Source organism: Fictibacillus macauensis ZFHKF-1 (genome assembly GCF_000269865.1).
GTDB lineage: Bacteria > Bacillota > Bacilli > Bacillales > Fictibacillaceae > Fictibacillus_C > Fictibacillus_C macauensis.
On record NZ_AKKV01000028.1, the window covers coordinates 33,449 to 60,360 of the forward strand.

Below are 26,912 nucleotides of genomic sequence, written 5' to 3' on the forward strand. Positions count from 1 at the left end.
CAAATTCACGTCAATGAATATCCTATTACGAAAAAAGAAGCAGTGACCCTTTGGTCACTGCTTCTCTTCATATATTACTTCCCGCAATTCGGGCATTGATCTGTATAAAGCTTTGTTACTTTTTCATCTTCAAAGTGTTCGATCGTGCAATCACATGTTTGGCAAATAATTTCTCCCATTATATAACAGCCCCTTTTCATGTAAGCGCTTTATTTATCTTGTTGGCTTTATAATAATGTATCACAAATCATTTGTCAACCATAATTAGAATAACTTATTTGCTAAATAGGTTATTCTAATTACGACCTTTACTTGCACACCTTTTTCACTTTAACTCATATAGTTTATGCTGCTTGATATAGTCATAGCACACTTCAGGTAATAAATAGCGAGGCTCCCCTCCCATCGCCAGCTCTTCACGAATATAAGTAGAACTAATTTCCATAGAAAGTCCTTTATCTAAGAGATGGAACCTACCGTCGTCATGATTTCTAAGTAATGGACTTTTTGAAATCACCTTTAATAAATCAATTTGATTCCTTGCCATTACAATAAACCGGTTGTTTTTAATAAGATCTTCACGATATTTCCAGCGTTTTTCAACGGGTAATTCAGGATGATCTAAATCCCGTAAGAGATCGGCACCCATAATAAAAAAAACATCATCATCCGGAAAGCATTGTTTAAAATATTCCATCGTAAAATACGTAAACTGTTTACCAACGCCTGCGCGTTCCTTTATTTCATAATCATTTGAAACAAAGCAATCATTTTCAGCAATGGCGAGTTGAAGCATTGCCCATCGATGCTCATCCGTCGTGTGAAGCTTTTTATCACGACGGTTATTTGCACATGGTAAAAAAATGACTTGATCTAATTTCGCACGATGAGCAATTGTTGACGCTGTCCATAAATGTACATTGGTTATAGGATCAAACGATGAACCATAAATCCCAATCCTTGCCACACGCTCTCCTCCTTATGTCATCTTTTCAATTGTCTTTTGAACTTTTTCTTGAACTTCTGTAATACACGCCATTTTGTTATTCCAACACTTTTGACTTAGATCCACTGGATATTCTTCCGGATTCATCGTTCGTTTGTATTCATCCCACAAAAGGTCTAAATTATCTTTTGCATAGCGTTGAGAAGAAAGAAGGCTCGGTAGTTGATAAACCACGGTCCCATTTTTCACAACGTCTACTTGTAATTTTTTCGCTTCAAAGTTCGTTACGAATTTTGAAATATATGTATGGGTCGGATGGAACATTTTTAATCGTTCTTCCTTTTCCGGACGTTCTTCATCTAACGCAATATAATCTCCTTCAGACTTTTTATTGACCATATTAATAATCCGATAGACGTGTTTAAGACCGGGGGTAGAGACTTTTTCTGGATTCCCACTAATTTTAATCGTGTCTGTCATTTTTCCATTTTCTTCAATTGAGACGAGTTTGTAAACAGCGCCTAAAGCCGGTTGGTCAAAAGCAGTAATTACCTTTGTACCAATGCCCCACGTATCAATTCTTGCTCCTTGTGATTTTAAATGATGAATGGTGTATTCATCCAAATCATTAGAGGCGATAATTTTTGTGTGATGAAATCCAGCGTCATCTAACATTTTTCGTGCTGCTTTTGATAAATACGCTAAGTCACCACTATCTAACCGTATGCCTTTAAAATGAATAGCATCGCCTAATTCTTGAGCTACTTTTATAGCTGCTGGCACACCTGATTTTAAGGTGTCATACGTATCAACTAGAAATACACACTCTTTATGCACCGATGCATATTTCTTAAAAGCTGTATAGTCATCCCTATACGTTTGTACCATTGAATGGGCATGTGTTCCCGCTACAGGGATCCCAAATAACTTCGCAGCCCGCACATTTGATGTTGCTTCAAAACCACCAATATAGGCTGCACGTGTTCCCCAGATGGCTGCATCAAGCTCCTGTGCTCTTCGGGTCCCGAATTCCATCACTACATCAGTACCGACCACTTGTTTAATGCGCGACGCTTTTGTTGCGATTAACGTATGATAATTGACGATATTAAGAACCGCTGTTTCAATTAATTGCGCTTCTATTAACGGTGCTTCAATGCGCAAAATCGGCTCGTTTGCAAACACAAGCTCCCCTTCAACCATCGAGGTGATGTTTCCCGTAAAGGAGACAGTACGTAAATAGTTAATAAATTCTGGATCGTACCCTAACTCTTCTTTTAAAAACGCCAAATCACTATCTGAAAAGCGAAATTGTTGAATATACTGTAAGATTCGTTCGAGACCGGCAAAAACGCCATAACCATTACCAAAAGGAAGCTTTCGGAAGTATACTTCAAAAACGGCTCGATGCTCATGAACATGATCTCGCCAATACGTTTCTGCCATATTAATTTGATACAAATCGGTATGAAGGGTAAAGCTATCGTCACTGTATGTATTCATGATTGATTCCCCTTTTCTTCTCTATTGAATAATGGCATTGAGACTGTTTTTAAAATGAGTTAATGCCCAGTCATGACCAGCTTGATTGAAGCTTGCTACCGCTTGTTCATGAACGACAATTGTAAACCCTTTGTTATAGGCGTCAACCGCTGTATGCAGGACGCAAATATCAGTACATACACCGACTAAATGAAGTTCCGTTATGCCTCGTTCTCGTAATTTCAACTCAAGATTTGTACCAGCAAACGCACTATAACGCGTTTTATCCATCCATTGAACATTGTCTTTATCTTTATGTGTCTCGTATACTTCATGTAATTTTCCATATAAATTCCGACCAGCTGTGCCTCTTATATTATGAGGTGGATACAATTTCGATTCCGGATGATACGGGTCATTTTGTTCATGAAGATCCACAGCGAACACAACATACTCATCCTGATTAATAAAAGAATTAGTAAGCGTAACTACCTGATCTTCAATAGCTATTCCCGGATCTCCACACGGCAAAGCTCCTGTAATAAAATCTAACGTATAATCAATGACAATTAATGCCTTCATGAACACTCCTCCTACACTGTCACCTCTTTAAAAAGGTGCTTGTTCTCATCATACTACAACCTTATTTGGTTTTAAATGGGAAGGTTTTTCGTAAATACTGTAAAAATGAGGAAGACAATGCTACTATAGTAGTAGTAGATAGTACGATTGGGGGAGAGAAAATTGGAAGCAACAAGCTATATTAAGTTACGCCCTGGCTCCACTCAACAAACCATTTCATTAGCCGACGTTGTTCGTTTATTTCGCTATTATCAAGAAATAACGGAAAAGACAGGTGAGCAATTAGATTGGGCCTATGAAAATGCTGCTTTTCCTTATGAGGTTCATGAAAAAGAAGATCATACACAAAAGTGGCTCTATTTGAAAGGACGAGATCCTGATCAGTATCGCTATTTATTAGTCGCCGTTGATTGTGAGCGTGAGGAAGATCATGTTGTTTCCTACGTACAACTAACGATTCCTTCTCTCGCTACGCATGGTGATAAAGCAAAAGCCAATGAATTTGCTAAATTTTTAGCGAAACAGTTACAAGGTGAATTGCATTTATTTAATGGCCGGATTATGCATTTCGAAAAAAGAAAGTAAAAAAAAGCTTACGAGAAAACGAGTTCGTTTTGTCGTAAGCTTTTTTGTATTATTTAACGATATGAATTGGCATACCAAGAGCAACTTCAGCTGCTTCCATGGAAATTTCACCAAACGTTGGATGGGCATGAATTGTCATTGCGATATCTTCAGCAGTCATTCCTGCTTCGATTGCAAGACCAAGCTCAGCGATCATATCAGATGCGTTACCACCAGCGATTTGTGCCCCAAGTAGTAAACCATCTTCTTTACGCGTAATAAGCTTCATGAATCCGTCTGTTTCATTCATAGAAAGAGCACGTCCGTTTGCAGCAAATGGGAACTTAGAAGCTTTTACATCATAACCAGCTTCTTTTGCACTTTTCTCATCATAACCAACTGTTGCTAGTTCTGGATCTGTGAAGACAACAGCAGGAATCGCAAGATAATCAATTTCTGCAGGGTGTCCACTGATCGCTTCAGCCGCTACTTTACCTTCATAAGAAGCTTTGTGAGCAAGAGCAGGTCCCTCAACGATATCACCAATTGCATAAATGCCTTTGATGTTTGTTTGCGCTTGTTTATCAATTTTGATAAGTCCACGCTCAGTCATTTCAATTCCTACTTGCTCAAGACCAAGTTCTTCTGTGTTTGGACGACGTCCAACAGTTACAAGTACATAGTCTGCTTCAAATGTTTTTGTTTCGCCTTTAATTTCAGCGGTAACAACAACGCCATCTTTCGTTTCTTCTACGCCTTTAGCAAGAGCTTCTGTGAAAACTTCCACATTGCCTTTCTTTTTAAGACGCTTAGAAACAACTTGGCTCATTTGTTTTTCAAAGCCAGGAAGGATTTGTTTAGAACCTTCAAGTACTGTAATTTCTGTACCGAAGTTAGCAAATGCTGTTCCAAGCTCCATTCCGATATAACCGCCACCGATTACAACCATTTTCTTAGGCACTTCTTGAAGAGCTAGCGCTCCTGTTGAAGAAATGACACGGTCGCTCCATTTGAAACCAGGAATTTCAATTGGACGAGATCCCGTTGCGATAATACAGTTTTTGAATGTATACGTTTGAGACGCTTTATCGTCCATAATACGTACTGTATTTTCGTTAACGAAGTAAGCTTCGCCAGAAATAATATCTGCTTTATTTCCTTTAAGAAGACCTTGTACTCCGCTTGTTAATTTTTTTACGATTCCAGCTTTCCATTCTTGAACTTTCGAAAAGTCTACTGTTACGTTTTCCGCTGTAATCCCCATATCATCGGAATGTTTTGCATGTTCGACACGGTGACCAGCATTGATCAATGCTTTAGAAGGGATACACCCCACGTTTAAGCATACGCCGCCCATTTCACCTTTTTCAGCAACGGCTACTTTTTGTCCTAATTGTGCGGCACGAATTGCTGCAACATATCCCCCAGGACCTGAACCAATTACTAGTGTGTCTAATTCAATCGGAAAATCACCTACTACCATTTCTCTACGCCTCCATTACTAATAGTTGTGGATCGTTCAACAAACGTTTAATGTGATTCATTGCGTTTTGAGCAGTTACCCCATCAATTAAACGGTGGTCAAAGCTTAATGATAACGCAAGAACTGGTGCTACGACAACTTCTCCATTTTTCACAACTGCTTTTTCAGCAATTCGGCCAATCCCTAAGATGGCAACTTCTGGATGATTGATAACTGGAGTGAACCATTGTCCACCTGCAGAACCGATGTTAGAGATCGTAATAGATCCGCCTTTCATCTCATCTGCAGCTAGTTTACCGTCACGCGCTTTAACAGCAAGCTCATTGATTTCACCAGAAATTTTAAAGATGGACTTGCGATCAGCATCTTTAACAACTGGCACCATTAAGCCGTTATCTGTATCAGCAGCGATTCCGATGTTGTAATAATGTTTCCAAACGATTTCTTCGTTTGCATCATCGATTGAAGCATTGATTGCTGGGAATTCACGGGCTGCAGATACGAGCGCTTTTACTACGTATGGAAGATACGTAAGTTTAACACCTTTATCTTGAGCCATTTGTTTGAATTTCTTACGATGAGCAACAAGCTCTGTTACATCGATTTCGTCCATTAATGTAACGTGTGGTGCCGTTTGTTTAGAGTTAACCATTGCTTTAGCAATCACTTTACGAACACCTTTTAATTTTTCGCGTGTTTCTTGTTCGCCAGCAGGAATAGCTTTTGGTGCTTCTTTCGCTGGTGTTGCTGCTTTTGGTGCTTCTGTCGTTTCTGCGTCTTCTTGAATCATCGCAGATCCACCATTTAGGAACGCATCGATATCTTCTTTCATTACGCGACCATTATCACCAGATCCAGCAACTTGACGAATGTTTACACCTTTTTCACGCGCATATTTACGAACAGATGGCATCGCAATAACACGTTTGCTTTCATCAACAGGTGCATCAGCAGATGGTGCTGCTTTTGGTGCTTCTTCTTTTTTCTCTTCTGCTTTTGGTGCCTCTTCTTCGTGGTCACCATGAGCAGATGGTGGTGGCTCTTGATCAGATTCAATCGTTACGAGAACATCGCCAACGATTGCAACTGTACCTTCGTCCACTTTCACTTCAAGAATTTTACCATCAACTGGAGCAGGAATTTCTACTACAGCCTTATCGTTTTGTACTTCAAGAAGGATATCGTCTTCTTTTACTTCATCTCCGGCTTTTACAAACCATTTTACAATTTCGCCTTCGTGGATACCTTCACCAATGTCGGGAAGCTTAAATTCAAATGCCACTAACAACGCCTCCTATAATTCAAATTCTATATATACAAGTAGAAATGCCGAAAAAGAAATCCATAAATGATTCCTTTTTCAGCCCTCCCTTGTTAAAAAGCTTAGAAGTTATAAACAGTCTTCGCTTTCACAACAATATCTTTATAATCTGGAAGCCAAACGTCCTCTGCTGATGCAAATGGGAACACTGTATCTGGTGCTGTTACACGAAGAACAGGTGCTTCTAGACTAAGAATTGCACGGTCATTAATTTCAGCTACTACGTTCGCTGCAATACCTGCTTGTTTTTGTGCTTCTTGAACAACAATTGCACGACCTGTTTTTTCAACAGAAGCAATAATTGTATCAATATCAAGCGGACTTACTGTACGAAGGTCAACTACTTCAGCAGAGATGCCTTCTTTTTCAAGCTCTTCTGCTGCTTTAAGAGAAGAGTGAACCATTGCACCGTAAGTAATGATGGAAACGTCAGTACCTTCACGTTTCACGTCTGCTTTTCCAATTTCAATTGTGTACTCTTCTTCAGGTACTTCGCCACGGAACGAGCGATAAAGCTTCATATGCTCGAGGTAAATAACTGGATCGTTATCACGAATCGCAGAAATTAATAGTCCTTTTGCATCGTAAGGTGTTGAAGGAATAATTACTTTTACACCAGGTGCTTGAGCAACTAAGCCTTCTAAGCTATCTGCATGAAGCTCAGGCGTTTTAACGCCACCACCAAATGGTGAACGGATGGTAATTGGTGAATGATATGCTCCACCAGAGCGGTAACGCATACGTCCAGCTTGAGCAACAACAGAGTCCATTACTTCAAAAATGAAGCCAAAGAATTGAATTTCCATAACCGGACGGAATCCTGTTAGACCTAGTCCAATTGCTAGTCCACCAATCCCTGATTCAGCAAGAGGCGTATCGAATACTCGGTCTTCGCCGAACTCTTGTTGAAGTCCTTCAGTCGCACGGAAAACACCACCGTTTTGGCCAACATCTTCTCCAAACACGACAACATTTTCGTTGTTTTTCAATTCAGTGCGCATCGCATCTGTAATTGCTTGAATCATGGTCATTTGAGCCATCTTATTTCGACTCCTTTGCTGTGTATTCTTCCATTTGTTCTTTTAAGTTGTGTGGTAGTTCTTCAAACATAAATCCGATAAGGTCCGTTACTTTTTGTTTTGGCGCACCATCAGCTTTTTTAATCGCTGCTTTAATATCTTCTTTTGCTTGATCGACTACTTTGTTTTCTTGATCTTCACTCCATAGTCCTTTTTCCTCTAAGAACTTACGGAAACGAACAAGCGGATCTTTTTTCGTCCACTCATTGTCAAGATCCTCAGTACGATAACGAGTTGGGTCATCCCCAGCCATTGTGTGTGGTCCATAACGGTATGTTAATGTTTCGATAAGCGTTGGGCCATCACCGTTAATCGCACGGTCACGCGCTTGTTTGGTAGCTGCATAAACAGCAAGCACGTCCATTCCATCTACTTGAATGCCTTCGATACCGGCAGCAACAGCTTTTTGTGCAATTGTTTTTGCAGCAGACTGTTTTTCTACAGGTACAGAAATGGCAAAACGGTTGTTTTGAACGATAAAGATTGCTTGTGCACCGTATGCTCCTGCGAAGTTAATACCTTCATAGAAGTCACCTTGAGACGCACCACCATCACCTGTGTACGTCAATGCAACATTCTTTTTCCCTTTTTTCTTAAGACCAACACCCACACCTGCTGCTTGAATAATTTGAGCACCGATGATGATTTGTGGCATAAGAACGTTAACACCTTCAGGAATTTGTCCACCTTGGAAGTGTCCACGAGAATACAAGAACGCTTGATATAATGGAAGGCCATGATAAACGATTTGAGGAATATCACGGTATCCTGGAAGAATCCAGTCTTCTTTGTCTAGGGCGTATTGAGATCCGAGCATAGAAGCTTCTTGGCCAGCAACTGGCGCATAGAAACCAAGTCGTCCTTGACGGTTTAATGAGATCGCACGCTGATCCCAAATGCGTGTGTAAACCATACGCGTCATTAATTCTTGTAACTGTTCATCGGAAAGTTCCGGCATAGCAGCTTCATTTACTACTTTCCCGTCTTCTGATAAGATTTGAAAGGTTTTGAATTGGTTTTCAACCTGTTCAATCATACTCATTAACTTTCACCTATCCTTTCTTACACCAAATATGATCCGCCATGAGACACATGGACGCTCGGTATAGATTGCCCGAAATGTACCATTGCCATGACAAGTTTATGATAAAAAGCCGAAAAGGTTGGAATGCACAAATCACTTTTTAGTTACCCTCAATTTCTTCAAGTAAACATGAGTCGTTCTTCCCAGCACTTTTCGAAGAGCTTTCACAAACTGTATTACCGTATGTAATCATCCTCAGTAATACAATTTAATTCAACACATGTTTTAGTTTACACCACTGGTTTTTCATCGTCAATTGTTTAATATCAATATGTTACGTGCAATTTCATTGAACGTAATCCTTTATCTACCATTTCAATACTACATCTGTATCACTCATTAACGAAATCTGTTTCAGCAACTTTTTTTCCATGCAAAAACAAGACCAAAACGCACGAATGAACGCGCCAACGTGAATTTATGATAGAATAATGTAAGATATTATTCATAATCATTGAACTAATCATTGATATTACAGGAGGAAACTATATGATAACAATGAAAGATATTGTTCGAGAAGGACATCCTGCACTTCGTGAAAAAGCTCAAGCTGTTGCTGTTCCTCCATCAAAAGAGGATATCGAGCTTGCAGAGCGCTTACTTCAATTCGTAAAGAACAGTCAAGATCCTGCCTTAGCAGAGCGCTATGATCTACGACCGGGCATTGGACTGGCAAGCCCACAAGTAGGAATTTCAAAACGCATTATCGCTGTTCACGTAGAAGACGAAAACGGTCATCTGCACAGTCATGCGCTTCTTAACCCGAAAATTGTTAGCCACTCTGTTAAAGTAACCTACCTTGAAGGAGGCGAGGGCTGTTTATCTGTTGATCGTGAAGTGCCTGGCTTTGTGCCGCGTTACGAAAAAATTACGGTCAAAGGAATTAATACGAAAAGCGAGCCTGTTGAATTAAAATTAAAAGGACTTGTTGCCATCGTTTTTCAGCATGAAATCGATCATCTAGATGGCATAATGTTCTATGATCGCATCAATAAAGAACAACCGTTTGATCCCCCATCAACCGTCAGCCTAACAAGACCTTAGAAATTTCAAGAGCCCTATTTTAGGGCTTTTTTTAGTTTCTTCCCACAAATTACCTCGTAAGAGAAAAGCGTCCAAGCATATACTATAGGTACTCAAAAATTTGTGACACATAAAGGACGGATTAGCAATGAAACGTAAGCTCCGCTTAAAAAGACGCTTAAAAAAATTGTTTCAAGAGGTGCCTTTTTTAAAAAAGAAAGACCCATTTTGCCGGCCATAATACACTCTCTCCTGTACCCTTCCAACTCTTTAAAAAAACACAGAAATGAAAAATACATGAAATAGAAGTCTTTTTCATTTATAATAGAACGAAGATATCGATTAAACTAGTACGGTAAGGAGACGAAAACATGATTTTTAAAGTATATTTTCAAGTAGACAAAGCTGAGGTACCTATTCGCGAGAACACAAAAACGATTTATATGGAAGCGAATACGGTCGAAGAAGTAAGAAAAAAATTAGCCCATACTAACTACAACATTGAGTTCGTACAAGAAATTACCGGGAAATTTCTTGAATATGAGCAATTGGGCGAGCAGTATAAAGTGGAGAATCAATAATATATGAAATTTGTCAAAAATCATCAAACGGCAGTGTTCGCACTTGGAGGCCTCGGTGAGATTGGAAAAAATACGTACGGTGTGCAATTTCAAGACGAAATTGTCTTAATTGATGCTGGTATTAAATTTCCTGAAGACGAACTACTCGGAATTGACTATGTTATTCCCGATTATACGTATCTTGTAAAAAACGAAGATAAAATTAAAGGATTATTTATTACGCACGGTCACGAAGACCATATTGGCGGTATTCCTTATTTACTTCGTCAAGTAAACATCCCGATCTATGGGGGCAAGCTTGCTATTGCACTCATTAAGAACAAATTAGAAGAACATGGTTTACTACGTCGTGCCAAGCTTCATGAAATTTCTGAAGACGATGTGATTAAGTTTAGAAAAACCGCTGTTTCGTTTTTCCGAACAACGCACAGCATCCCAGAATCATTTGGGGTTGTTGTCAAAACACCGCCTGGCAACATCGTTCATACAGGAGACTTTAAATTTGACTTTACGCCTGTTGGTGAACCTGCCAACTTAACAAAAATGGCCGAAATCGGAAAAGAAGGTGTTCTTTGCCTCCTTTCTGATAGCACCAATGCAGAAGTTCCAGGCTTTACTCTCTCTGAACGAAAAGTAGGAGATAGCATTAATGATATTTTCCGCAAAGTACCTGGTCGCATTATATTCGCAACGTTTGCTTCTAACATTCACCGCTTGCAACAAGTGGTAGATGCTTCTGTGCAAAATAATCGAAAAATTGCTGTCTTTGGCCGCAGCATGGATTCTGCCATTGCCATCGGTCAAGAGTTAGGCTATATTAAAGCTCCAAAAAATACGTTTATCGAGCCTTCGCAAATTAATCGTCTGCCTGATCAACAAGTAACCATTCTTTGTACTGGTAGTCAAGGCGAGCCAATGGCTGCACTTTCACGCATCGCTAATGGTACGCACCGTCAAATTCAGATTATCCCTGGTGATACGGTTGTCTTTTCTTCTTCACCGATTCCAGGAAACGCTATTAGCGTAAACCGAACCATTAACTCTCTGTATAAAGCAGGAGCAGATGTTATTCACGGTTCTTTAAATGATATTCATACGTCTGGACATGGTGGGCAGCAAGAGCAAAAACTAATGCTTCGCTTAATGAAACCAAAATACTTTTTACCGATACACGGCGAATATCGCATGCTTAAGATGCATATCCAATTAGCAACAGAGTGCGATGTACTTCCTCAAAATTGCTTTACAATGGATAATGGTGATGTGCTAGCGCTATCTGGTAATGAAGCAGCAATCGCTGGTAAAATCCCTTCTGGATCTGTATACGTTGATGGTAGCGGAATCGGTGATATCGGAAACATCGTCCTACGCGATCGCAAAATACTTTCAGAAGAAGGTCTTGTCGTCGTCGTTGTCAGCCTGAATATGAAAGAGTTTGTCGTAGAAGCTGGCCCTGATATCATTTCTCGTGGCTTTGTCTACATGCGAGAATCAGGGGATTTAATTAATGATGCACAAAGCTTGTTAACTAAACATCTTAATGCGTTAATGGAAGAAAAACGTACGAAACAATGGTCAGAAATTAAAAATGAGATTACGGATGTACTTTCACCATTTCTGTATGAAAAAACACGCCGTCGTCCAATGATTTTACCGATCATCATGGAAATATAACGAAATATAAAAGAAAGATCCTCAGCAATGATTGAGGATCTTTTTTTTAAAAGATATTTAGTTTCTCTAACTTCTAAAAATCGCTCATACCGTTAAATCGAATTCTCAAACCTCGCTAAATCTCGTTCGGCGCCAATCATGATTAACACATCGTGAAGGCTAAGTTGTTGGTCGGCACTTGGTGAAACAAGGATGTTTTCATTACGTTTCATCGCCACAATATTACAACCATACGTTGCTCGTAAGTTTAATTCACGAATGGTTTTTCCTGAGATTTCATCCGTTACACTTACTTCTGCCACTGTATATTCATTAGAAATTTCTAAATAATCTAATATATTTTTCGAGACCACTTGATGAGCAATCCGCACACCCATATCCCGCTCAGGATGAATAATACGATTGGCCCCAATTTTTACTAGCACTTTCTCATGATAGTCGTTTTGGGCTTTCACCGTAATTTTTTCTATTCCTATTTCCTTAAGAAGCAGCGTTGTTAGGATGCTAGCTTGAATGTTTTCTCCAATAGCTACAATGACATGTTCCACATTACGAATGCCAAGACTTTTCATTACAGCCTCGTCTGTGGAATCTGCCACTACAGCATGAGTCGCAATGGAGGCGTATTCATTTACACGCTCTTCATCCACATCGATTGCTAACACTTCTAAACCTTGATCGCTTAGTGCTTTACACATGCTTCCCCCAAACCGTCCAAGACCAATCACTGCAAATTGACGTTTCAACAAACTCCGCCCCCTTTTCATTCTCATTTTAACATAGCATTTCTCATTTTCACTATAACCAATAACTAAAAAAAGCAGACAAGAGTTAACCTCTGTCTGCTTTTACATAAAAAACAATCGTATTTATAGAGTAGCTTGTCCTGGTTTCCAGTTTGCTGGGCAAAGTCCACCAGTTTGAAGTGCTTGAAGTACGCGAAGTGTTTCATCAACATCACGACCAATGTTGTTATGGTTAACAACAGAGTACATAAGCTCACCTTCAGGAGAAATGATGAACAATCCACGAAGAGCAACCCCTTCTTCTTCGATTAGAACACCGAAGTCACGAGATACTGTGTGGTTTGTATCAGCTGCTAATGGATAGTTAAGTTCACCAAGACCATTTGTGTCACGTGGTGTGTTAATCCAAGCTTTGTGTGTATGAATTGTATCCGTAGATACACCGATTACTGCTGCATCAAGATCTTCAAACTCATCATAACGATCGCTTAAAGATGTAATTTCTGTTGGACATACAAATGTAAAGTCCATTGGATAGAAGAAAAGAACTGTCCATTTGTCGTTTTTCATATTTTCTTCGAGACTTACTTTCCCGAATTCTTTGTTTGGTAATACTGCATCCATTTCAAAGCGTGGTGCTTGTTTTGCTACCATACGTTCTGCCATGATAAAATCCCTCCAACTAATAATTGCTATCTTCAATAGTTATTATAAAACAACCTTATTTTTTAGTCAATGTTAAATGATAATTAGTGTAAATAAAGCCTAACTATTGATTTCACCTTCTCCATCATAACAAGTTATTCAATAGATGTGAAATAATTGGATTCTATTCTTTCTTTCGTTATACTGAGAATTACAACTTTTATGTAGCAACAGAAGGAGGACACAATCATGGATTACATTCAGCAACTTCAAAACGTTGACTGGGCAACACTTGGTATACACACAGGTATCTTACTCATAAAGTTGATTGCGATCTTACTTATTTATGTGATTGTACGAAAAATTGGTGTTTCCATTATTCGATCTACGTTTGGCAAGGTAGCAAAGGGAAAAAATATGACAAGCTTTCGAGCGAAAACTCTCGAAACGCTCGTTGTGAGTGTTTTTACATACGCACTCATTTTCATGGTCTTTGTAGCTGTATTTAGTGTTTTTGATATTGATATTCGTGGTTTATTAGCCGGAGCTGGCATTGTCGGTTTAGCCATTGGTTTTGGGGCACAAGGTCTAGTAAATGATATCGTGACAGGTTTCTTTATCCTTCTAGAAAAACAAATTGACGTTGGTGATTATATTACGACCGGGAACTTCACCGGTATTGTAGAAGATGTTGAACTTCGTACGACGAAAGTACGTGGCTTTGACGGAACCCTTCACTATATTCCTAATCGTCTCATTACGAGTGTAAGCAACCATTCACGAGGAACGATGCGCGCCCTTGTAGATTTTAAACTTCCATCCACTGAGCAAGTAGAGCATGCGCTTCTGGTGATTAAAACGGAAAGTGAACAACTGCGCCAAGAGGAACCCTCCATATTAGAAGGTCCCAATGTTCTACCTGTTATCGATCCTGACAGTGGCGATACAGTCTTACGCATTCTCGCTCGCACGGAAACACTTAAACAATGGAGCATGGAACAAAAAATTAGAGAGCGGTTGACGAAACGTTTTCAAGAAGAAGGTATCTCCTTACCAGCAAGAGAAGCTTAACATAAACCGCGGGTAACTTCCCCCGCGGTTTTTCATCGTGTTTTTGGCGTGTATAGCGCAATCACTACAAGACTACCGCTAAACGAAAAAAAGCATAGAAAAATCGCAACAACGAGCGGCAAAAAAGCGCTCACGATAAAAATTAAGCCTAAAAGGCAATACGTAAAACCTTGCACGCGTCGCTGTTTATATGGATTACCTGCTGTATTCCGAAACGTGGGTATATCATTTCCTGTAATTATTAGAAATGCGCCAATCACTACAAATAGAAATTGCCCTGATGTAGCGTGTTCGTTCATTGCTGAAATCATGACGATGCTCGTTAAGCCGATCGACAACAAACTCATACATAGCGTAAAACTTTTATTAGCCTTACGTTTGTTTTCGCGTTTATTCCCAACGAGTAAAAATACGCAGGCTATTAACAGAGGCAGCATGCTTAGCAATCCGATTAGTACACTTGCTGTTAGTTTGTCACTATAGCGATCTGGGTTGCCTGCTCCATTAAAATGCATCGCTACTCGCTCTGGTAAATACCGATATGAACCCATAACAATGGCTATATTACTCAACAAACTAAAAATAAGAACACTCAATTGGCTTTTCTTCACGATCGTTCCTCCCCTTTGTGCATAACGGTTAGCATCCATTTGAGCACTTCTTGAAAAACCGTCATATTTAAGGAATACACAATGTACTTGCCTTCTTTACGTGCTTCTAGTAAACCACTGCTTTTTAGAAGAGCTAAATGCTGAGAAATGCTCGGCTGGGAAATGGTAAAATGTTCGGCAATTTCCGTAACGGTCCTATCTTGTTCACTTAATAACTCAACGATTTTCCGACGATTTGGATCAGACAACGCCTTAAATGCTGCTAACACTTTGTCACCTCACATAACATATAGTCAGATACTTATATGTAAGAACATACCACAAAATTACATATTATAGCAATTAAAATAACAAAAGACGGCTCCCTATCTACGTAAGAGGGGAATCCGTCTTTTGTTTCTTTTCAATCACTTTTAATTTTTTAATTTGATGACCGTCCATTGTTATTACTTGAAAAACGTAGTTATCATAAGGCACTTCGTCTCCTTCAGCAATCGTACTTCGTTGTGAAAGAAGCCAGCCCCCAATCGTATCAAGATCCGAGTCATCTAAATCAAGATAAAACATTTCATTGACTTCTGATATTAATACTTTCCCTTCAAGCTCTGTTATCGTATCACTAATTTTCACAATGCGTGGCTCTTCATCTTCATCAAATTCATCGCGAATTTCACCAACAATTTCTTCAATAATGTCTTCTACCGTTACAATACCTGAAGTTCCGCCATACTCGTCAATTAATACCGCCATGTGCACCCGTTCTTTTTGCATTTTCACTAATAACTGTTGTATTGGAAATGTCTCATGAACGGAAATGATAGGACGTATGTATGGCTCAAGCTGCTCTTCTTCGTCGTTCACATGTTCATTAAAAAACTGCTTAATATTCACAAGTCCTATGATTGTATCTTTGTCTTCTACAGCAACAGGATATCGGGTAAACTTCTCTTCGCGCATCACATTTAAGTTTTCTTTAAAGCTCTTTTCTTTATATAAACAGACAATTTCAGTACGAGGAACCATAATTTCTTTTGCGAGACGATCGTCAAACTCAAAAATGCGGTTTACATAACGATATTCTGAAGGATTGATTTCTCCACCTTCAAGACTTTCAGATAATAAATGCCGAATTTCCTCTTCATTATGGGCAATTTCATGCTCTTCTCCCCGCTTCAGCCCAAGCATACGTGTAAGTACAGCTGCTGACCGATTTAAAACAAAAATAAAAGGAAACATAATATAACTAAAAAGCATTAACGGTCTTGCCACAAACAAGCTAATTTCTTCAGCCTTTCGAATGGCAAATGACTTTGGTGCTAACTCCCCTAATACAACTTCAAAATAAGTAATGGCTACAAATGCAATAATAAAGGAGAGAGTATGCATAACAGATGCTGGCAAGTCAATGCGATGAAAAAGGGGTTTTAAAAGGGTTTCCACAGTTGGTTCTCCTAAACCACCAAGTGCTAACGACGTAATCGTAATGCCCAACTGAGTAGAAGATAGGTATCCGTCAATATTTGAAAGAATTTTTTGTACGGCCTTTGCTTTTTTGTTTCCTTGTTCGGCAAGGTAATCAATCCGCGTCGGCCTTACTTTAACAATGGAAAATTCCGAAGCTACAAAAAAGGCCGTCACAAAAATTAGAAAGAGAATCATAAAAATATTAAATAATGCCATGTACTCATTTTCGTCAAAACGAAAATGACCCACCTCCTGCTTAGAGTGTATTCGTATAAGATTACCCTCTCTTTTTTGCAGTTAAACGCTTATAAAAAGGGGACTGGCCAATGGTGACCGATCCCCGCAAGAGTCTACTAGTGAGGTAATTTACCTTCCACCGCTCGACAAACGTCTTCTGCATTCATACCATCAGCATTTACTACCGCTCCGTCAATGAGTACATTTTGAATACCCATCATATTTTGATGAGCGCCAGAAACGATACAGCAGTCACAGCCTTTTGCATCCTGTTCATTTGTAATGGTCACAACCTCGTGTCCCATCGCTTTTAATGCGTCGGAAACATTCGTTAATGATTGTTCTACACCGATTTTAGCCATTGTTTCCACCTCCTTAACATTTTCTTAATTTGCCCCGTTCACCAGTAAGCTATCCATTTTCTCTTTAAAAGAAACCTGTAGGAAATATGATATACCGCACAAAAAAACCTCATCTCTTTAAAGATGAGGTTTACAACAATTTTATTGTAAAGCTTTCCACTCAATATAAGAAATTAGCGTAGAAACAGCAACTTCAATTGCTGCTTCATTAGGCATTAATTGCTCATGATGTAACCCATGTTCACATTCAACACCTAGCCAAAACATAAATCCTGGAATTTCTTTTAGCATATAGCCAAAATCTTCACCCGTCATCGCTTCTTTACATTCATAAAGGGCGCTTGGGTGTTCTTTTTTTAGAAACGCCATAAATTCATTGGTTACAGCAGGATGATTATACACTTGATAATAGTTGGCACCATAATCAATGGTAGCTTGACATGCAAACGACGTTTCAATCCCTGCAACAACGGCTTCAATGCGCTGTTTCACATGGTCCATGGAAGAAGCTGATAACGTGCGAATCGTTCCTTCTATACGTGAATCAGCAGCAATGATGTTTTGCCTTGTTCCACCTGTTATTTTCCCAACAGTAACAACGGCTGAATCCAGAGGATCCACATTGCGCGCTACTATGGATTGGAGCTGAACAATCAGATGACTCGCAGCTACTACCATATCATTTGCCGTATGCGGATAAGCAGCATGACCACCTTTGCCTTTTAAATCAATAAACAATTCTGATGTGTTCGCAAAAAGGAGACCTTCCTTAACTGCAATCGTTCCGACTGGATATTCTGGTGCAATGTGCAATGCGATCATCAAATCTGGCTTCATACGCTGAAATTCTTCACTTTGTAACAACGGCAATGCGCCGCCTGGACCTTCCTCTGCCGGTTGAAACACAAACAACAAATGGTCATTTACGGGGTGCTTCGCAAAATACGTAAGCAAACCGAGAGCAATGGTCATATGAAAATCATGACCACATGCATGCATTTTCCCTTCGTGTTGGGAAGAAAAAGCGTATCCGGTTTTTTCTTGAATGGGTAAGCCATCCATATCCGCACGATAACCGATCGTACGTTTAGGCTTTCGTCCTTCAACAAACACTAAAATACCGGTCTTCCACGTTACAATACGTAATCGTTCTTGCGGTAACGAAGCAATATAGTCTAGTAAATAGCGTTGCGTTTTAAACTCTTGGAAACCAAGCTCAGGAATTTGATGAAGTTCTCGCCGAATAGAACGTAATTCTTCCATCTTCATATTCATGAACTTACTCGTCGTTTAACTGACGTAATTCTTGTTTGATCTCCGTCTTAGACTTTGTTTTTTCATCGATTTCTTTAATGACACGAGCTGGTGTTCCCGCTACTACTGTAAAAGGAGGTACGTCTTCAATAACGATTGCTCCCGCAGCAACAACCGCGCCTTGTCCAACTGTTACGCCTTCAAGTACGACAGCATTTGCTCCGATTACAACGTCATCTTCTACAACAACCGGCTTTGCTGATGGTGGTTCAATAACGCCTGCTAATACAGAACCCGCACCGATATGACAGTTTTTACCGACCGTTGCACGGCCACCCATCACCACGTTCATATCAATCATCGTACCTTCTCCGATAACCGCACCAATATTAATCGATGCACCCATCATAATAACGGCATTGTTTCCGATTTCCACTTGATCGCGAATAATTGCACCTGGCTCAATTCGTGCATTAATATGCTTCATGTCAAGAAGAGGAATCGCTGAATTACGACGATCGTTTTCCACGACAAAGTCTTCAATGTTATCTTCATTGTTTTTCAGTGCTGCTTCAATCTCTTTCCATTCTCCAAACAAAACACCCGTTGTACCATTTACAAACGCTTGTGTTTGTTCACCGAATTGGAGCCCGTCTAAGTTACCTTTTACGTATACTTTTACAGGTGTTGATTTTTTACTATTTTGTATAAATGAAATAATTTCGTTCGCATCCATCATTTTCATGTGTGTGCTCCTCCTTTTAGTTGTTCTGTCTTGTATTAAACCATGATTTCAATGAACATTCAAACCAAAGTTTCCACTCTGGTTATTCACAAGCTTCACAAAAGCTTCTACTTGCTTCAATTCTAGCGAAGATGCTTGACTAATCATCCACGTATCGCGCTTCATCCGCTCACCATCGCGATTGAATAAGGGTACTTTATGAAACGCATCGGACGATTGCAGCGATATGGACGGCAAAATCGCATACCCAATCCCATGCAAGGCCATTTGCTTACATGTCTCAATCTGATCGACAATAATTGTTTTTTTAGGTGGGACATTAAAGTGATCTTGCCACCATTCTTGAATGTCTTGATAATAGGTGGAATGACTTTTAAATTGAATAAATGGTTTATCTGTACTTTGCAATTCTTCAATGGATGAAATATCTGTATCTACTAAGTATAAGCTGTCGGAAAAGAGGTGTATTTTCTCACCACGCCATTCTGGATTGCCTCGTACAATTCCAATGTGTATTTGGTCTTCATATAAATGACGTATAATTTCTGAACTCCAGCCTGTAATGAGTGAAACGTTTACTTGCGGATATAGACTTACATACTTCTTTAGTGATTGTGGCAACCAATATTGACCGATAATTGAAGCCACCGCTAAACGTAACGTACCGAAAATTTCTCGCGAAAGTGATTCTAACTCTTCCCGTAAACGCTCTTCATCTTGAATAACTGCGTTCACATGAGCAATAATTTTCTCTCCAGCCGCCGTCACTGCCAGCCCTTTTTGAGAACGTAAAAAAATCTTCGTTCCCCAGCTATTCTCAATCGTTTGCAGTCGTTGACTTAATGCCGGTTGCGACACATATAAACGCTCTGATGCTTTGCGCATGTTCAGTTCTTGAGCAAGAACGTGAAGAATTTTAAATTCTGATAAATGCAACGCTCTCCCTCTTTCTATTCTTCAAGATATATAAGTAAAACTTATCATACTTTCTTATTATATTCTAATTTTCTTTTCAGTACGAATTTCGTATCATGAAAAGGAAAGGAGTCGATGATCAATGATTATAGGATTTCATCATATTCAGCTATGTATTCCCATTGGTGAAGAAGAACGGGCTCGCGCTTTTTATAGTACTATTTTACAGTTCACAGAAATTGAAAAGCCAGCAGCACTACGAAAGAACGGTGGTCTTTGGTATAAAGTCGGCGAAGCTGAACTGCATATAGGAACAGAGCAGCCTTTACCTAAAGGAAAAGGTCACCCCGCCTTTAAGGTGACCGATTTATCTGAGTGGCGAGCTCTATTAGAGAAAGCGAACATTGCTATAACAGAAGAAATACAAATTCCCGGTTTTGAACGTTTCTCTTTTTATGATCCCTTTAACAATCGCATTGAAATGATTGAAGCACTTGAAACGTAAGCTTACTTTTTGTGCGAGAAGTTCGGCTTCGGCAATAATAGCGCAAAGATTAATGTGCCAATTGCTAGCAACAGCACGCCTTTATACACATCTGCAAGCGCTAAAGATAAGCCTTTTTGCAGTAGATGAAGCATAGTAGCACTGAGCTCTCCTCTTTTTTCGTGATCTAATAATACATTTGCCGCATCAATGCTATGACTTTTTTGTCCATGCGCAGCTAAATAACGAAAGAGTTGATTGTTTAGAACACCGCCCAGAATCGCCGCTCCGAGCGCACTCCCCACAATGCGCATAAACATATTCGACGCGGTCGCAATTCCGCGCATTTTCCAATCAACATGATTTTGGATTGCTACGATAAATGTTGTATTCGTTAATCCCATACCACAACCAATTAAAAAGGAACCAGCTCCTGCCCAAACGGGGCCTTTATCTGGTGTCATAAAGACAAAAAAAAGCGCACCCGCAATCAACGCTACTCCTCCGCTTGCCGCTACCGGGCGGAACCCGATTTTCAAAACGAGTCGACCACCAATCGTCGAAAAGATCGGCCAACCAATTGACATCACTGTGAGAGCAAAGCCTGCTACGACAGGCGTTTGTTCCATCACACCTTGTAAATAAGCAGGTAGAAAACTCGAAATGCCAATCAATAATGCTCCATTGGTTAAAGAGGCGATATTCGCGGTAGCGACTAACCGACTTCGCCATAGCGCAATGGGCATTAGCGGTTCAGCAAATTGGCGTTCCCTAACGATAAAAAATACAAATAACAGACAGGCGCTTCCCCCTAACGTCAACGTCTCCCAAGATAGCCAGGCCCAGGCGGTTCCTCCTTGTATGAGCAAAATCATAAGAGAACTTACACCAAAAAACACATACAGTGAACCGCCATAATCAATCGCTCCGTGCTTTCGGTCAATATTTTCATGCAAATACTTCCCCGTACCAATCATCGCCAAAATGCCAAGTGGAATGTTCATCCAAAAGACGAGTGACCAATGAGAATATGTAACAAAAAAACCGCCGAGCAACGGACCAAGAATAGCTGATATGCCCCATACGCTCGATAAGTACCCTTGGATTTTCGCTCGTTCTTTAATACTATACATATCGCCAACAATCGTTGTTGCAATTGGCTGAACAGCACCCGCGCCTAGCCCTTGAACTAAACGAAAGAGAATGAGCTGCACCATAGAAGTAGCCAATCCGCATAGTATGGATCCCACTAAAAAAATGGTGATTCCAGTTAGAAAGATCGGCTTTCGTCCATATAAATCTGCCAATTTACCGTAGATTAAAATTGTAACCGACTGCATTAATAAATAGGCTGAAAATATCCAGCTGTATAACGAAAATCCTCCTAAGTCACTCACAATACCTGGCATTGCTGTCGATACAATCGTACCTTCAATCGCTGCCATAAACATTGAAATCATAACCGCAATTAATACGAGGGGACGCCTCGTCTGGTTGTGCGCTCGTGTTGGGATGGGGCTCGCCATGCTCTTCCTCCTTTCCTGTTGTTGTTAGCGTGTGCGTTCCGCAATCGAATCATGCTTAATCAGCGTAAATCATTTTCCGTGTCATTCCCCCATCAACCACTATATTTTCTCCATTAATAAAGTCATTTGCTTCTTGTGCTAAAAACAAACACGCTTTTGCTATATCAGATGGTTTCCCTACACGCCCAGATAAGTGCTGCTGATGGTCGACTTCTCGTAAACTAGCATAATCTCCGGTTTCAATCCATCCCGGACTCACTGCATTGACGGTAATACCTTGATTGCTAAATGACGCGGCCAATGCGTGAGTTAACGCTAATATGCCACCTTTTGTTGCCGCATAGGATTCGGTATGCGGCTCTGACATTGTTGCACGTGTAGATGCGATATTGACAATTCTTCCACCCCCAGAAGCAATCATTTGCTTTGCCGCTTCTCTAGCACATAAAAACGTACTGCGCAAATTCGTATGAATGATGTCTTCCCATTCTTCGACCGTTACTTCTAACGGTGACTTCCACTGCACTTTACCTGCGTTGTTAATTAAGACATCCACAGGACCAAACTTTTGTTTCGTAATCTCCATTAATTCTGTAATATCTTCCGGTTTACGCACATCACATTTTACAAAGATTGCGGTGCCACCTTGTTCGAGGACTTCCTCGACGACCGCTTGTCCACATTTTTGTGCAACATCCGCCACAACAACTTTTGCACCGGCTTTTGCAAATTCAAGTGCCACTTGACGACCAATTCCTTGACTTGCTCCCGTAACAATAACAACTTTCTCCTTAAACATGTATTCTCGCTCCTTTAATGATCTTTATTCTCTAGTATTTCCTATACGATTGTACACGAAACAAATAAAGGGAATGAAGTTTTGTAGATGTACAAACAAAAAAGATGGATCAAAGTATCCATTAAACCATTTAGATACCACAGTTGTTGCAGTCGATTTTTGTTAATATTCTATCCAGTCTACTTTATACAGAAAAAGATCCTCGCTATCCTTGATAACGAAGATCTTCATAGATTTATTTTTTATCCATTTTAGAATACTGTTATTCTATAACCTTCCTGTTGGACTCAATAATCATTGATTTAATAAAAGTTACATCAACTAGTCCAAAACAAATAAAAGAACCCCGTAGTTCAATAACGATGCAATTTATCTGTTATCACACCCTTGAAACGATGGCGTTCTTCCTTATCTCTTAGCAACTTTCTAACCATTTTTCTCGATGAAAATTATTTCATCCATTTTTAATGTGTTATCTACAACATTGAGAAACAGGTTCACTCTTTCCGCTATATCATTACATTTCTGTGAGTTGAACGTATTACCTTTGAATATCTCTAGATATTCATCTTCATCAGGTAAGTTTAGTTCCTTTTGAAGATCCGGAGAGTTTCTCTTATTAGCAAAAGCAAAGAATACTTTTTCTTTGCTTTATCTTCATCGTAATAAACATCCAAATATGCATTTGGTGTCTTCAAATCAAAGACATTCCCTTTTCTGAGTATTTGTTCCTCAGTAATATTTAAATATGAATCAATTATATTATCCCAATCTCTCTTTGTTAAAGAAATAAACATAGTGTAATACCTCCTTGTTGTTATACAAGAAATGATATTACACCACTACATTTAATCCGTAAAAAATTCAGTTATTTAATAAATTATAAAATTATATCCACTCTATTTTAAATTGAGTAATTATAATATTGAATCGTTTCATAGTCATACAGACTAATGGAATTATTTCTTACAGTGCCAGAAAAATGATATCCACTTTCGTAATCATATCCATCAAATTTTTCTCCGTTGATATTTAATTTAATGTGATTACTAACATCATAATGGTATAGGTTAAATCTATCCCCAGTTCTATTTCCAGTAATATAAGTTCCCACATCATGATCGTAAACATTAATTCTATTATCTTCAATACTGCCTGAGAAATTTGTGTACTTTCCGTCTGTATAGTCGTAAATAGAAGTTTTACGATTAGATGTAGTGACTTTTGCTGCAATATATGCAATACCTCTTCTTAGTGAGTTTTTCATTAAATTCCCCTCCGAATATTTGGAAATATAAAACAAATTAATTATATCATTATTTTTTTCCTTTTTTCCATTAATTACTTTTAAAGGAAATTAATTAATTACACAGAAAAGGAACATATATTCGTATTTCGTGGTATATACTATACAAAGGAGTTGATTAAAATGAGCATTCGAGATCGTGGAGCAATTAAATGGACTTCTTTAATGCTGCCTGAACATGTTAAGCAATTAAGAGAACTCGACTGGAATCAAAGTAAAAAAGTTAAACCAGAACTTGATGAACAACAATTGGAGTTAATCGAGGAAACAATTTGTGAAGCAATGGAAAAAAATTCAGATTTGTGTTTTACATACTTTCAAAAAGATAATTTTCATTTAATAATCGGAAAAGTTCACATAGTTGATACTTATAAAAGAGAACTAAGGATTGTGGATTTTCATGATGATGTACATAGGATTAAACTGGATGATTTAATTGATGTGAAAATAAACTAAAATTGCTACAACCCACTATTCTGTTTTTGTTTTTACTTACATACATTGTAAAAGTCTTACGGTTAGTTGTATGTATCATTGTTTGGATAACCCTTTGATTGTTATAAAAGTAATCATCTAGTGTATAACCATCGTAACCCACTCTATAGTGATTGTGTAATATCTCCATTAATACTAACTTTCTCTCTAAATCTGTAATATGTGATTTTCTCTTGCTAAAAATCTCATGAAGAACAACTACTTTCTATTTTTTTAACACAGTTCGACAATATAGGTATAAAGTCCTTCTTAAGACAAAGAAAAAGCACTCTATGGAGTGCTTTAGAATTTACTTTTCATCATCATAATTTTTTATAGTAAGACAGACTGAGAACAGAGTGGCACTAAAGTCGTTAAATTCTACTTTGTCTGGATCTGGACTTAGCACTTTTAAAATTACCTCTTTACCAGAATTCATGGCTAAATGAGAACCTCTTAATTCATCCATTTTTCTTTCAAGTTGTTTTTTACTTGAAGCATGTACTGACATAACTATATTACTCAACTTAATTGCCTCTCTTCATAGACACTATTATTTAAAAATTTGAATATGTCCTTTATATTCGATATATATTTAGGGTTCCAGTGCTGGTTACTATCATTTAGACTTTCAAACATTATTTCACGATCTGGAAACCTAAACTTTATAATAGCGTTTGTAACTCCATAATGCGTTTCTTCAAAATCCATTTCCATGATATCTTTTCTTTTTAGCATCTTTACATTAGTGGTTTGTTCAGTACCCATTACAATTAATATTTTATCCTCAAGAAACAGGAAAAGTTCAGTGCCTTTTTCTTGATTGAATATATTCTTTACATATATATGCTTTATTTCGCTTTCTTGTACAAACTCACTAATAAACCGATTTGCTTTTTCAAAACTGTAATTGTCTTCAGGTTTGTGTAAAGACAAAGTTTTTACTAATTTCATAAATTCCACATAGGTATTAACTTGCATTTTTCCACCTCCCTTCTACCTACTACTTTCGACACGAAGGGGTAATTTCCCTCTTATTCAACCAAATTTTCCCAATGCAGTTTTGATTCTCACTTCAAAATCGTCATCGTATATATCATATGGTACATTATTAGTTTCAAAAGCAAGAAATTCAATAATTCCTATTACAGGGATAACTATTTCTTTATCATAATCCTCAGTAACTATATAGGAACTAGGCTTAAAATGAGCCATGGAATTACGATACCGTTTTAGTTTTTCAATTGCTTCTTCTTGCTTCTTAGATAACTTTAGAATTTTACTCTCGATATTACGAGTCATGTAATCTGTTGATTTACACCTATTAATAACAGTACCAAAATTTAATATATCAATATGGAAATATTTGTATATTTGGCTTGCAAAGTTATCATCGATTTCTAGTTCAAATTTATCCTTGTAATATTGCTTAGTCTTTAATATATACTCTGGTATATTTTTAGTTTTTGGTTTATTTAATACATTATCAACACTTGTTCCTTTTATATTGCAAACTCCAAAACCATAAAGTGCACCATGCAAACTGATCATTAACCATTTAAATCTATGTTTATCATGAATATTATAATAAAATGCTGCTTTTTCTAAATAATCAACAGCATTTTCAAGTTCATCTGTTCTATATAGATATGTGTCTTCCACTTACTTAACCCCTTCCATATTTTCCTACTTTACCATTGTAGAATTAGTTAACATTTTTTACAAATTTCATAGGTGTAAAAAAGCACATGCTAGGTAAATAAAAATCTCAAAGAGGGGTATTTATACTCCAAATCCCCACGCTCTAAGAAGAGTTAGGTCGTTTTTCCTCTAATTAAGACCTCAATATAGTGTATGTTGTGGTCACATGGTATCTTTTTAAAAACCACTCAAAAATTTAAAATTAATTTCAAATCTACACTCTATTTCACTAATCATCTATGTACAATGGCTCTATATATAACAGGTGCGGAAGATTGCATATATACTTTCCACACCTGAACCCTTGATACATCTATCTTTTTATCAACCTGCTAAGTCCTCTTGCTTATCCTTATGTAAGTCCTTCTTATCGTTGTCATCTACTCTACTCATTCCCTCAGCATCCAGTTTTTTTAATTCCATCTGAACGTCCTTTGTATATGGAGTGCGATCTAAAATACTTTCTAAACTAATGCCTTGCATCTCACGTAATGATTTAAGGTTCTCAATAATCTCCTTGTCATTACTTGGCATAGCGTATTGGAACACAATATCAAGCGTCTCATAATCTTCATCACTGAATTTGACACATTTGTATTCTAACAACTTACGAATCTTTTCAAACCGCTGCTCAATGCCTTCACGTATAAACTGTTCACTCAATCCTGCTTTAATGTTAGCCAATTGGAACAACAATTTGATACTCAGTTCTGAAAGATTACTAATGTCTGTCTTATTTAATGATACGGCTGG

At 38.4% G+C, this 26,912-nt stretch carries 32 protein-coding genes; 7 read left to right on the forward strand and 25 right to left on the reverse strand.

Annotated elements, in window-relative coordinates; genetic code table 11:
• Positions 1–74: 74 nt before the first annotated feature.
• From A374_RS20075 to A374_RS12905, 4 genes are all read right to left on the reverse strand, one after another.
• Positions 75–179: a GapA-binding peptide SR1P gene (locus A374_RS20075; RefSeq protein WP_007202658.1), complete on the reverse strand. Its 105-nt coding sequence runs from the start codon at positions 177–179 to the stop codon at positions 75–77.
• A 146-nt stretch (positions 180–325) separates the two neighbouring features.
• A complete protein-coding gene (gene nadD / locus A374_RS12895; protein WP_007202659.1) occupies positions 326–967 on the reverse strand; it encodes a nicotinate (nicotinamide) nucleotide adenylyltransferase in 642 nt (213 codons plus the stop codon).
• Positions 968–979: 12 nt separating this feature from the next.
• Positions 980–2,449, reverse strand: coding sequence for a nicotinate phosphoribosyltransferase (locus A374_RS12900; RefSeq protein WP_007202660.1), 1,470 nt, complete (start codon positions 2,447–2,449; stop codon positions 980–982).
• Between the two features lie 21 nt (positions 2,450–2,470).
• Positions 2,471–3,010 (reverse strand): cysteine hydrolase family protein, encoded by a 540-nt coding sequence (locus A374_RS12905; RefSeq protein ID WP_007202661.1) that lies wholly within the window; start codon positions 3,008–3,010, stop codon positions 2,471–2,473.
• 162 nt (positions 3,011–3,172) lie between these two features.
• Between A374_RS12905 and A374_RS12910 the strand changes: the two genes are divergently transcribed.
• Positions 3,173–3,595 carry a DUF1885 family protein gene (locus tag A374_RS12910; protein WP_007202662.1) on the forward strand — a complete coding sequence of 141 codons (423 nt, stop codon included), beginning with the start codon at positions 3,173–3,175 and terminating at the stop codon, positions 3,593–3,595.
• A gap of 49 nt (positions 3,596–3,644) precedes the next feature.
• Here the strand turns inward: A374_RS12910 and lpdA are convergent, their stop codons facing one another.
• The 4 genes from lpdA to pdhA all read right to left on the reverse strand — a co-directional run bounded on the left by lpdA (position 3,645) and on the right by pdhA (position 8,499).
• Positions 3,645–5,057, reverse strand: a complete 1,413-nt coding sequence (gene lpdA, locus A374_RS12915) for a dihydrolipoyl dehydrogenase (RefSeq protein ID WP_007202663.1) — start codon at positions 5,055–5,057, stop codon at positions 3,645–3,647.
• Between the two features lie 4 nt (positions 5,058–5,061).
• The gene (locus tag A374_RS12920; protein ID WP_007202664.1) at positions 5,062–6,339 is read right to left on the reverse strand and encodes a dihydrolipoamide acetyltransferase family protein; all 1,278 of its coding nucleotides are present in this window, start codon (positions 6,337–6,339) and stop codon (positions 5,062–5,064) included.
• 101 nt (positions 6,340–6,440) lie between these two features.
• A complete protein-coding gene (locus tag A374_RS12925) occupies positions 6,441–7,418 on the reverse strand; it encodes an alpha-ketoacid dehydrogenase subunit beta (protein WP_007202665.1) in 978 nt (325 codons plus the stop codon).
• 1 nt (position 7,419) lies between these two features.
• The gene (gene pdhA / locus A374_RS12930; RefSeq protein WP_007202666.1) at positions 7,420–8,499 is read right to left on the reverse strand and encodes a pyruvate dehydrogenase (acetyl-transferring) E1 component subunit alpha; all 1,080 of its coding nucleotides are present in this window, start codon (positions 8,497–8,499) and stop codon (positions 7,420–7,422) included.
• A 531-nt stretch (positions 8,500–9,030) separates the two neighbouring features.
• Between pdhA and def the strand changes: the two genes are divergently transcribed.
• The 3 genes from def to rnjA all read left to right on the forward strand — a co-directional run bounded on the left by def (position 9,031) and on the right by rnjA (position 11,819).
• Positions 9,031–9,585: a peptide deformylase gene (gene def / locus A374_RS12935; protein WP_007202667.1), complete on the forward strand. Its 555-nt coding sequence runs from the start codon at positions 9,031–9,033 to the stop codon at positions 9,583–9,585.
• A 350-nt stretch (positions 9,586–9,935) separates the two neighbouring features.
• On the forward strand, positions 9,936–10,145 hold the full coding sequence (locus A374_RS12940) for a DNA-dependent RNA polymerase subunit epsilon (RefSeq protein ID WP_007202668.1): 210 nt from the start codon (positions 9,936–9,938) through the stop codon (positions 10,143–10,145).
• Positions 10,146–10,148: 3 nt separating this feature from the next.
• The gene (rnjA, locus tag A374_RS12945) at positions 10,149–11,819 is read left to right on the forward strand and encodes a ribonuclease J1 (RefSeq protein ID WP_007202669.1); all 1,671 of its coding nucleotides are present in this window, start codon (positions 10,149–10,151) and stop codon (positions 11,817–11,819) included.
• 92 nt (positions 11,820–11,911) lie between these two features.
• On the opposite strand, the gene A374_RS12950 is transcribed toward rnjA, so the two are convergent.
• Positions 11,912–12,565: a potassium channel family protein gene (locus A374_RS12950; protein WP_007202670.1), complete on the reverse strand. Its 654-nt coding sequence runs from the start codon at positions 12,563–12,565 to the stop codon at positions 11,912–11,914.
• A 123-nt stretch (positions 12,566–12,688) separates the two neighbouring features.
• A complete protein-coding gene (locus A374_RS12955) occupies positions 12,689–13,231 on the reverse strand; it encodes a peroxiredoxin (protein WP_007202671.1) in 543 nt (180 codons plus the stop codon).
• Positions 13,232–13,459: 228 nt separating this feature from the next.
• Here A374_RS12955 and A374_RS12960 point away from each other — a divergent pair, with 228 nt between their 5' ends.
• Complete coding sequence (locus tag A374_RS12960) at positions 13,460–14,281, forward strand: mechanosensitive ion channel family protein (protein ID WP_007202672.1); 822 nt, start codon at positions 13,460–13,462, stop codon at positions 14,279–14,281.
• Between the two features lie 32 nt (positions 14,282–14,313).
• On the opposite strand, the gene A374_RS12965 is transcribed toward A374_RS12960, so the two are convergent.
• From A374_RS12965 to ccpC, 7 genes are all read right to left on the reverse strand, one after another.
• Positions 14,314–14,892 (reverse strand): DUF1648 domain-containing protein, encoded by a 579-nt coding sequence (locus tag A374_RS12965; protein ID WP_007202673.1) that lies wholly within the window; start codon positions 14,890–14,892, stop codon positions 14,314–14,316.
• Positions 14,889–15,161, reverse strand: coding sequence for an autorepressor SdpR family transcription factor (locus A374_RS12970; protein WP_007202674.1), 273 nt, complete (start codon positions 15,159–15,161; stop codon positions 14,889–14,891). The genes A374_RS12965 and A374_RS12970 overlap by 4 nt, the downstream gene beginning before the upstream one ends.
• Positions 15,162–15,261: 100 nt before the next feature.
• Positions 15,262–16,572, reverse strand: a complete 1,311-nt coding sequence (locus A374_RS12975) for a hemolysin family protein (RefSeq protein ID WP_040340583.1) — start codon at positions 16,570–16,572, stop codon at positions 15,262–15,264.
• A gap of 137 nt (positions 16,573–16,709) precedes the next feature.
• Positions 16,710–16,955, reverse strand: a complete 246-nt coding sequence (locus A374_RS12980; RefSeq protein WP_007202676.1) for a YkuS family protein — start codon at positions 16,953–16,955, stop codon at positions 16,710–16,712.
• Between the two features lie 141 nt (positions 16,956–17,096).
• Positions 17,097–18,224, reverse strand: coding sequence for an N-acetyldiaminopimelate deacetylase (locus tag A374_RS12985; protein WP_007202677.1), 1,128 nt, complete (start codon positions 18,222–18,224; stop codon positions 17,097–17,099).
• 10 nt (positions 18,225–18,234) lie between these two features.
• The gene (gene dapD, locus A374_RS12990) at positions 18,235–18,954 is read right to left on the reverse strand and encodes a 2,3,4,5-tetrahydropyridine-2,6-dicarboxylate N-acetyltransferase (protein WP_007202678.1); all 720 of its coding nucleotides are present in this window, start codon (positions 18,952–18,954) and stop codon (positions 18,235–18,237) included.
• Positions 18,955–19,002: 48 nt separating this feature from the next.
• The gene (ccpC, locus tag A374_RS12995; RefSeq protein ID WP_007202679.1) at positions 19,003–19,890 is read right to left on the reverse strand and encodes a transcriptional regulator CcpC; all 888 of its coding nucleotides are present in this window, start codon (positions 19,888–19,890) and stop codon (positions 19,003–19,005) included.
• 121 nt (positions 19,891–20,011) lie between these two features.
• Between ccpC and A374_RS13000 the strand changes: the two genes are divergently transcribed.
• A complete protein-coding gene (locus A374_RS13000) occupies positions 20,012–20,374 on the forward strand; it encodes a VOC family protein (RefSeq protein ID WP_007202680.1) in 363 nt (120 codons plus the stop codon).
• Between the two features lie 2 nt (positions 20,375–20,376).
• Here A374_RS13000 and A374_RS13005 read toward each other — a convergent pair whose 3' ends face one another.
• The 4 genes from A374_RS13005 to A374_RS13020 all read right to left on the reverse strand — a co-directional run bounded on the left by A374_RS13005 (position 20,377) and on the right by A374_RS13020 (position 23,945).
• Entirely contained in the window at positions 20,377–21,879 is a 1,503-nt protein-coding gene (locus A374_RS13005) for an MDR family MFS transporter (RefSeq protein ID WP_007202681.1), read from the reverse strand.
• Positions 21,880–21,934: 55 nt separating this feature from the next.
• Positions 21,935–22,678: a glucose 1-dehydrogenase gene (locus tag A374_RS13010; protein ID WP_007202682.1), complete on the reverse strand. Its 744-nt coding sequence runs from the start codon at positions 22,676–22,678 to the stop codon at positions 21,935–21,937.
• Positions 22,679–23,262: 584 nt separating this feature from the next.
• Positions 23,263–23,475, reverse strand: coding sequence for a hypothetical protein (locus A374_RS13015; RefSeq protein ID WP_007202683.1), 213 nt, complete (start codon positions 23,473–23,475; stop codon positions 23,263–23,265).
• A gap of 107 nt (positions 23,476–23,582) precedes the next feature.
• Positions 23,583–23,945, reverse strand: coding sequence for a hypothetical protein (locus A374_RS13020; protein ID WP_007202684.1), 363 nt, complete (start codon positions 23,943–23,945; stop codon positions 23,583–23,585).
• Positions 23,946–24,107: 162 nt separating this feature from the next.
• Here A374_RS13020 and A374_RS13025 point away from each other — a divergent pair, with 162 nt between their 5' ends.
• Positions 24,108–24,440, forward strand: coding sequence for a YolD-like family protein (locus A374_RS13025; RefSeq protein ID WP_007202685.1), 333 nt, complete (start codon positions 24,108–24,110; stop codon positions 24,438–24,440).
• A gap of 328 nt (positions 24,441–24,768) precedes the next feature.
• Here A374_RS13025 and A374_RS13030 read toward each other — a convergent pair whose 3' ends face one another.
• The 4 genes from A374_RS13030 to A374_RS13045 all read right to left on the reverse strand — a co-directional run.
• Positions 24,769–24,984, reverse strand: a complete 216-nt coding sequence (locus A374_RS13030; RefSeq protein WP_007202686.1) for a hypothetical protein — start codon at positions 24,982–24,984, stop codon at positions 24,769–24,771.
• Positions 24,981–25,439 (reverse strand): DUF3908 family protein, encoded by a 459-nt coding sequence (locus A374_RS13035; protein WP_007202687.1) that lies wholly within the window; start codon positions 25,437–25,439, stop codon positions 24,981–24,983. Before A374_RS13035 ends, A374_RS13030 begins: the two co-directional genes overlap by 4 nt.
• A gap of 57 nt (positions 25,440–25,496) precedes the next feature.
• A complete protein-coding gene (locus tag A374_RS13040; protein WP_007202688.1) occupies positions 25,497–26,120 on the reverse strand; it encodes a hypothetical protein in 624 nt (207 codons plus the stop codon).
• 363 nt (positions 26,121–26,483) lie between these two features.
• Positions 26,484–26,912, reverse strand: a 429-nt coding sequence (locus A374_RS13045) for a phage portal protein (RefSeq protein ID WP_007202689.1), incomplete at its 5' end; no start/stop codon positions are given.

Excerpts from the sequence above, each read along its gene's own strand:
- A374_RS20075 (WP_007202658.1), bottom strand. The coding sequence starts at position 179 with ATGGGAGAAATTATTTGCCAAACATGTGATTGCACGATCGAACACTTT.
- A374_RS12900 (WP_007202660.1), bottom strand. The coding sequence starts at position 2,449 with ATGAATACATACAGTGACGATAGCTTTACCCTTCATACCGATTTGTAT.
- A374_RS12905 (WP_007202661.1), bottom strand. The coding sequence starts at position 3,010 with ATGAAGGCATTAATTGTCATTGATTATACGTTAGATTTTATTACAGGA.
- lpdA (WP_007202663.1), bottom strand. The coding sequence starts at position 5,057 with ATGGTAGTAGGTGATTTTCCGATTGAATTAGACACACTAGTAATTGGT.
- A374_RS12925 (WP_007202665.1), bottom strand. The coding sequence starts at position 7,418 with ATGGCTCAAATGACCATGATTCAAGCAATTACAGATGCGATGCGCACT.
- pdhA (WP_007202666.1), bottom strand. The coding sequence starts at position 8,499 with ATGAGTATGATTGAACAGGTTGAAAACCAATTCAAAACCTTTCAAATC.
- def (WP_007202667.1), top strand. The coding sequence starts at position 9,031 with ATGATAACAATGAAAGATATTGTTCGAGAAGGACATCCTGCACTTCGT.
- A374_RS12940 (WP_007202668.1), top strand. The coding sequence starts at position 9,936 with ATGATTTTTAAAGTATATTTTCAAGTAGACAAAGCTGAGGTACCTATT.
- rnjA (WP_007202669.1), top strand. The coding sequence starts at position 10,149 with ATGAAATTTGTCAAAAATCATCAAACGGCAGTGTTCGCACTTGGAGGC.
- A374_RS12955 (WP_007202671.1), bottom strand. The coding sequence starts at position 13,231 with ATGGCAGAACGTATGGTAGCAAAACAAGCACCACGCTTTGAAATGGAT.
- A374_RS12960 (WP_007202672.1), top strand. The coding sequence starts at position 13,460 with ATGGATTACATTCAGCAACTTCAAAACGTTGACTGGGCAACACTTGGT.
- A374_RS12975 (WP_040340583.1), bottom strand. The coding sequence starts at position 16,572 with ATGGCATTATTTAATATTTTTATGATTCTCTTTCTAATTTTTGTGACG.
- A374_RS12980 (WP_007202676.1), bottom strand. The coding sequence starts at position 16,955 with ATGGCTAAAATCGGTGTAGAACAATCATTAACGAATGTTTCCGACGCA.
- A374_RS12985 (WP_007202677.1), bottom strand. The coding sequence starts at position 18,224 with ATGAAGATGGAAGAATTACGTTCTATTCGGCGAGAACTTCATCAAATT.
- dapD (WP_007202678.1), bottom strand. The coding sequence starts at position 18,954 with ATGAAAATGATGGATGCGAACGAAATTATTTCATTTATACAAAATAGT.
- A374_RS13000 (WP_007202680.1), top strand. The coding sequence starts at position 20,012 with ATGATTATAGGATTTCATCATATTCAGCTATGTATTCCCATTGGTGAA.
- A374_RS13005 (WP_007202681.1), bottom strand. The coding sequence starts at position 21,879 with ATGGCGAGCCCCATCCCAACACGAGCGCACAACCAGACGAGGCGTCCC.
- A374_RS13010 (WP_007202682.1), bottom strand. The coding sequence starts at position 22,678 with ATGTTTAAGGAGAAAGTTGTTATTGTTACGGGAGCAAGTCAAGGAATT.
- A374_RS13015 (WP_007202683.1), bottom strand. The coding sequence starts at position 23,475 with ATGTTTATTTCTTTAACAAAGAGAGATTGGGATAATATAATTGATTCA.
- A374_RS13020 (WP_007202684.1), bottom strand. The coding sequence starts at position 23,945 with ATGAAAAACTCACTAAGAAGAGGTATTGCATATATTGCAGCAAAAGTC.
- A374_RS13025 (WP_007202685.1), top strand. The coding sequence starts at position 24,108 with ATGAGCATTCGAGATCGTGGAGCAATTAAATGGACTTCTTTAATGCTG.
- A374_RS13035 (WP_007202687.1), bottom strand. The coding sequence starts at position 25,439 with ATGCAAGTTAATACCTATGTGGAATTTATGAAATTAGTAAAAACTTTG.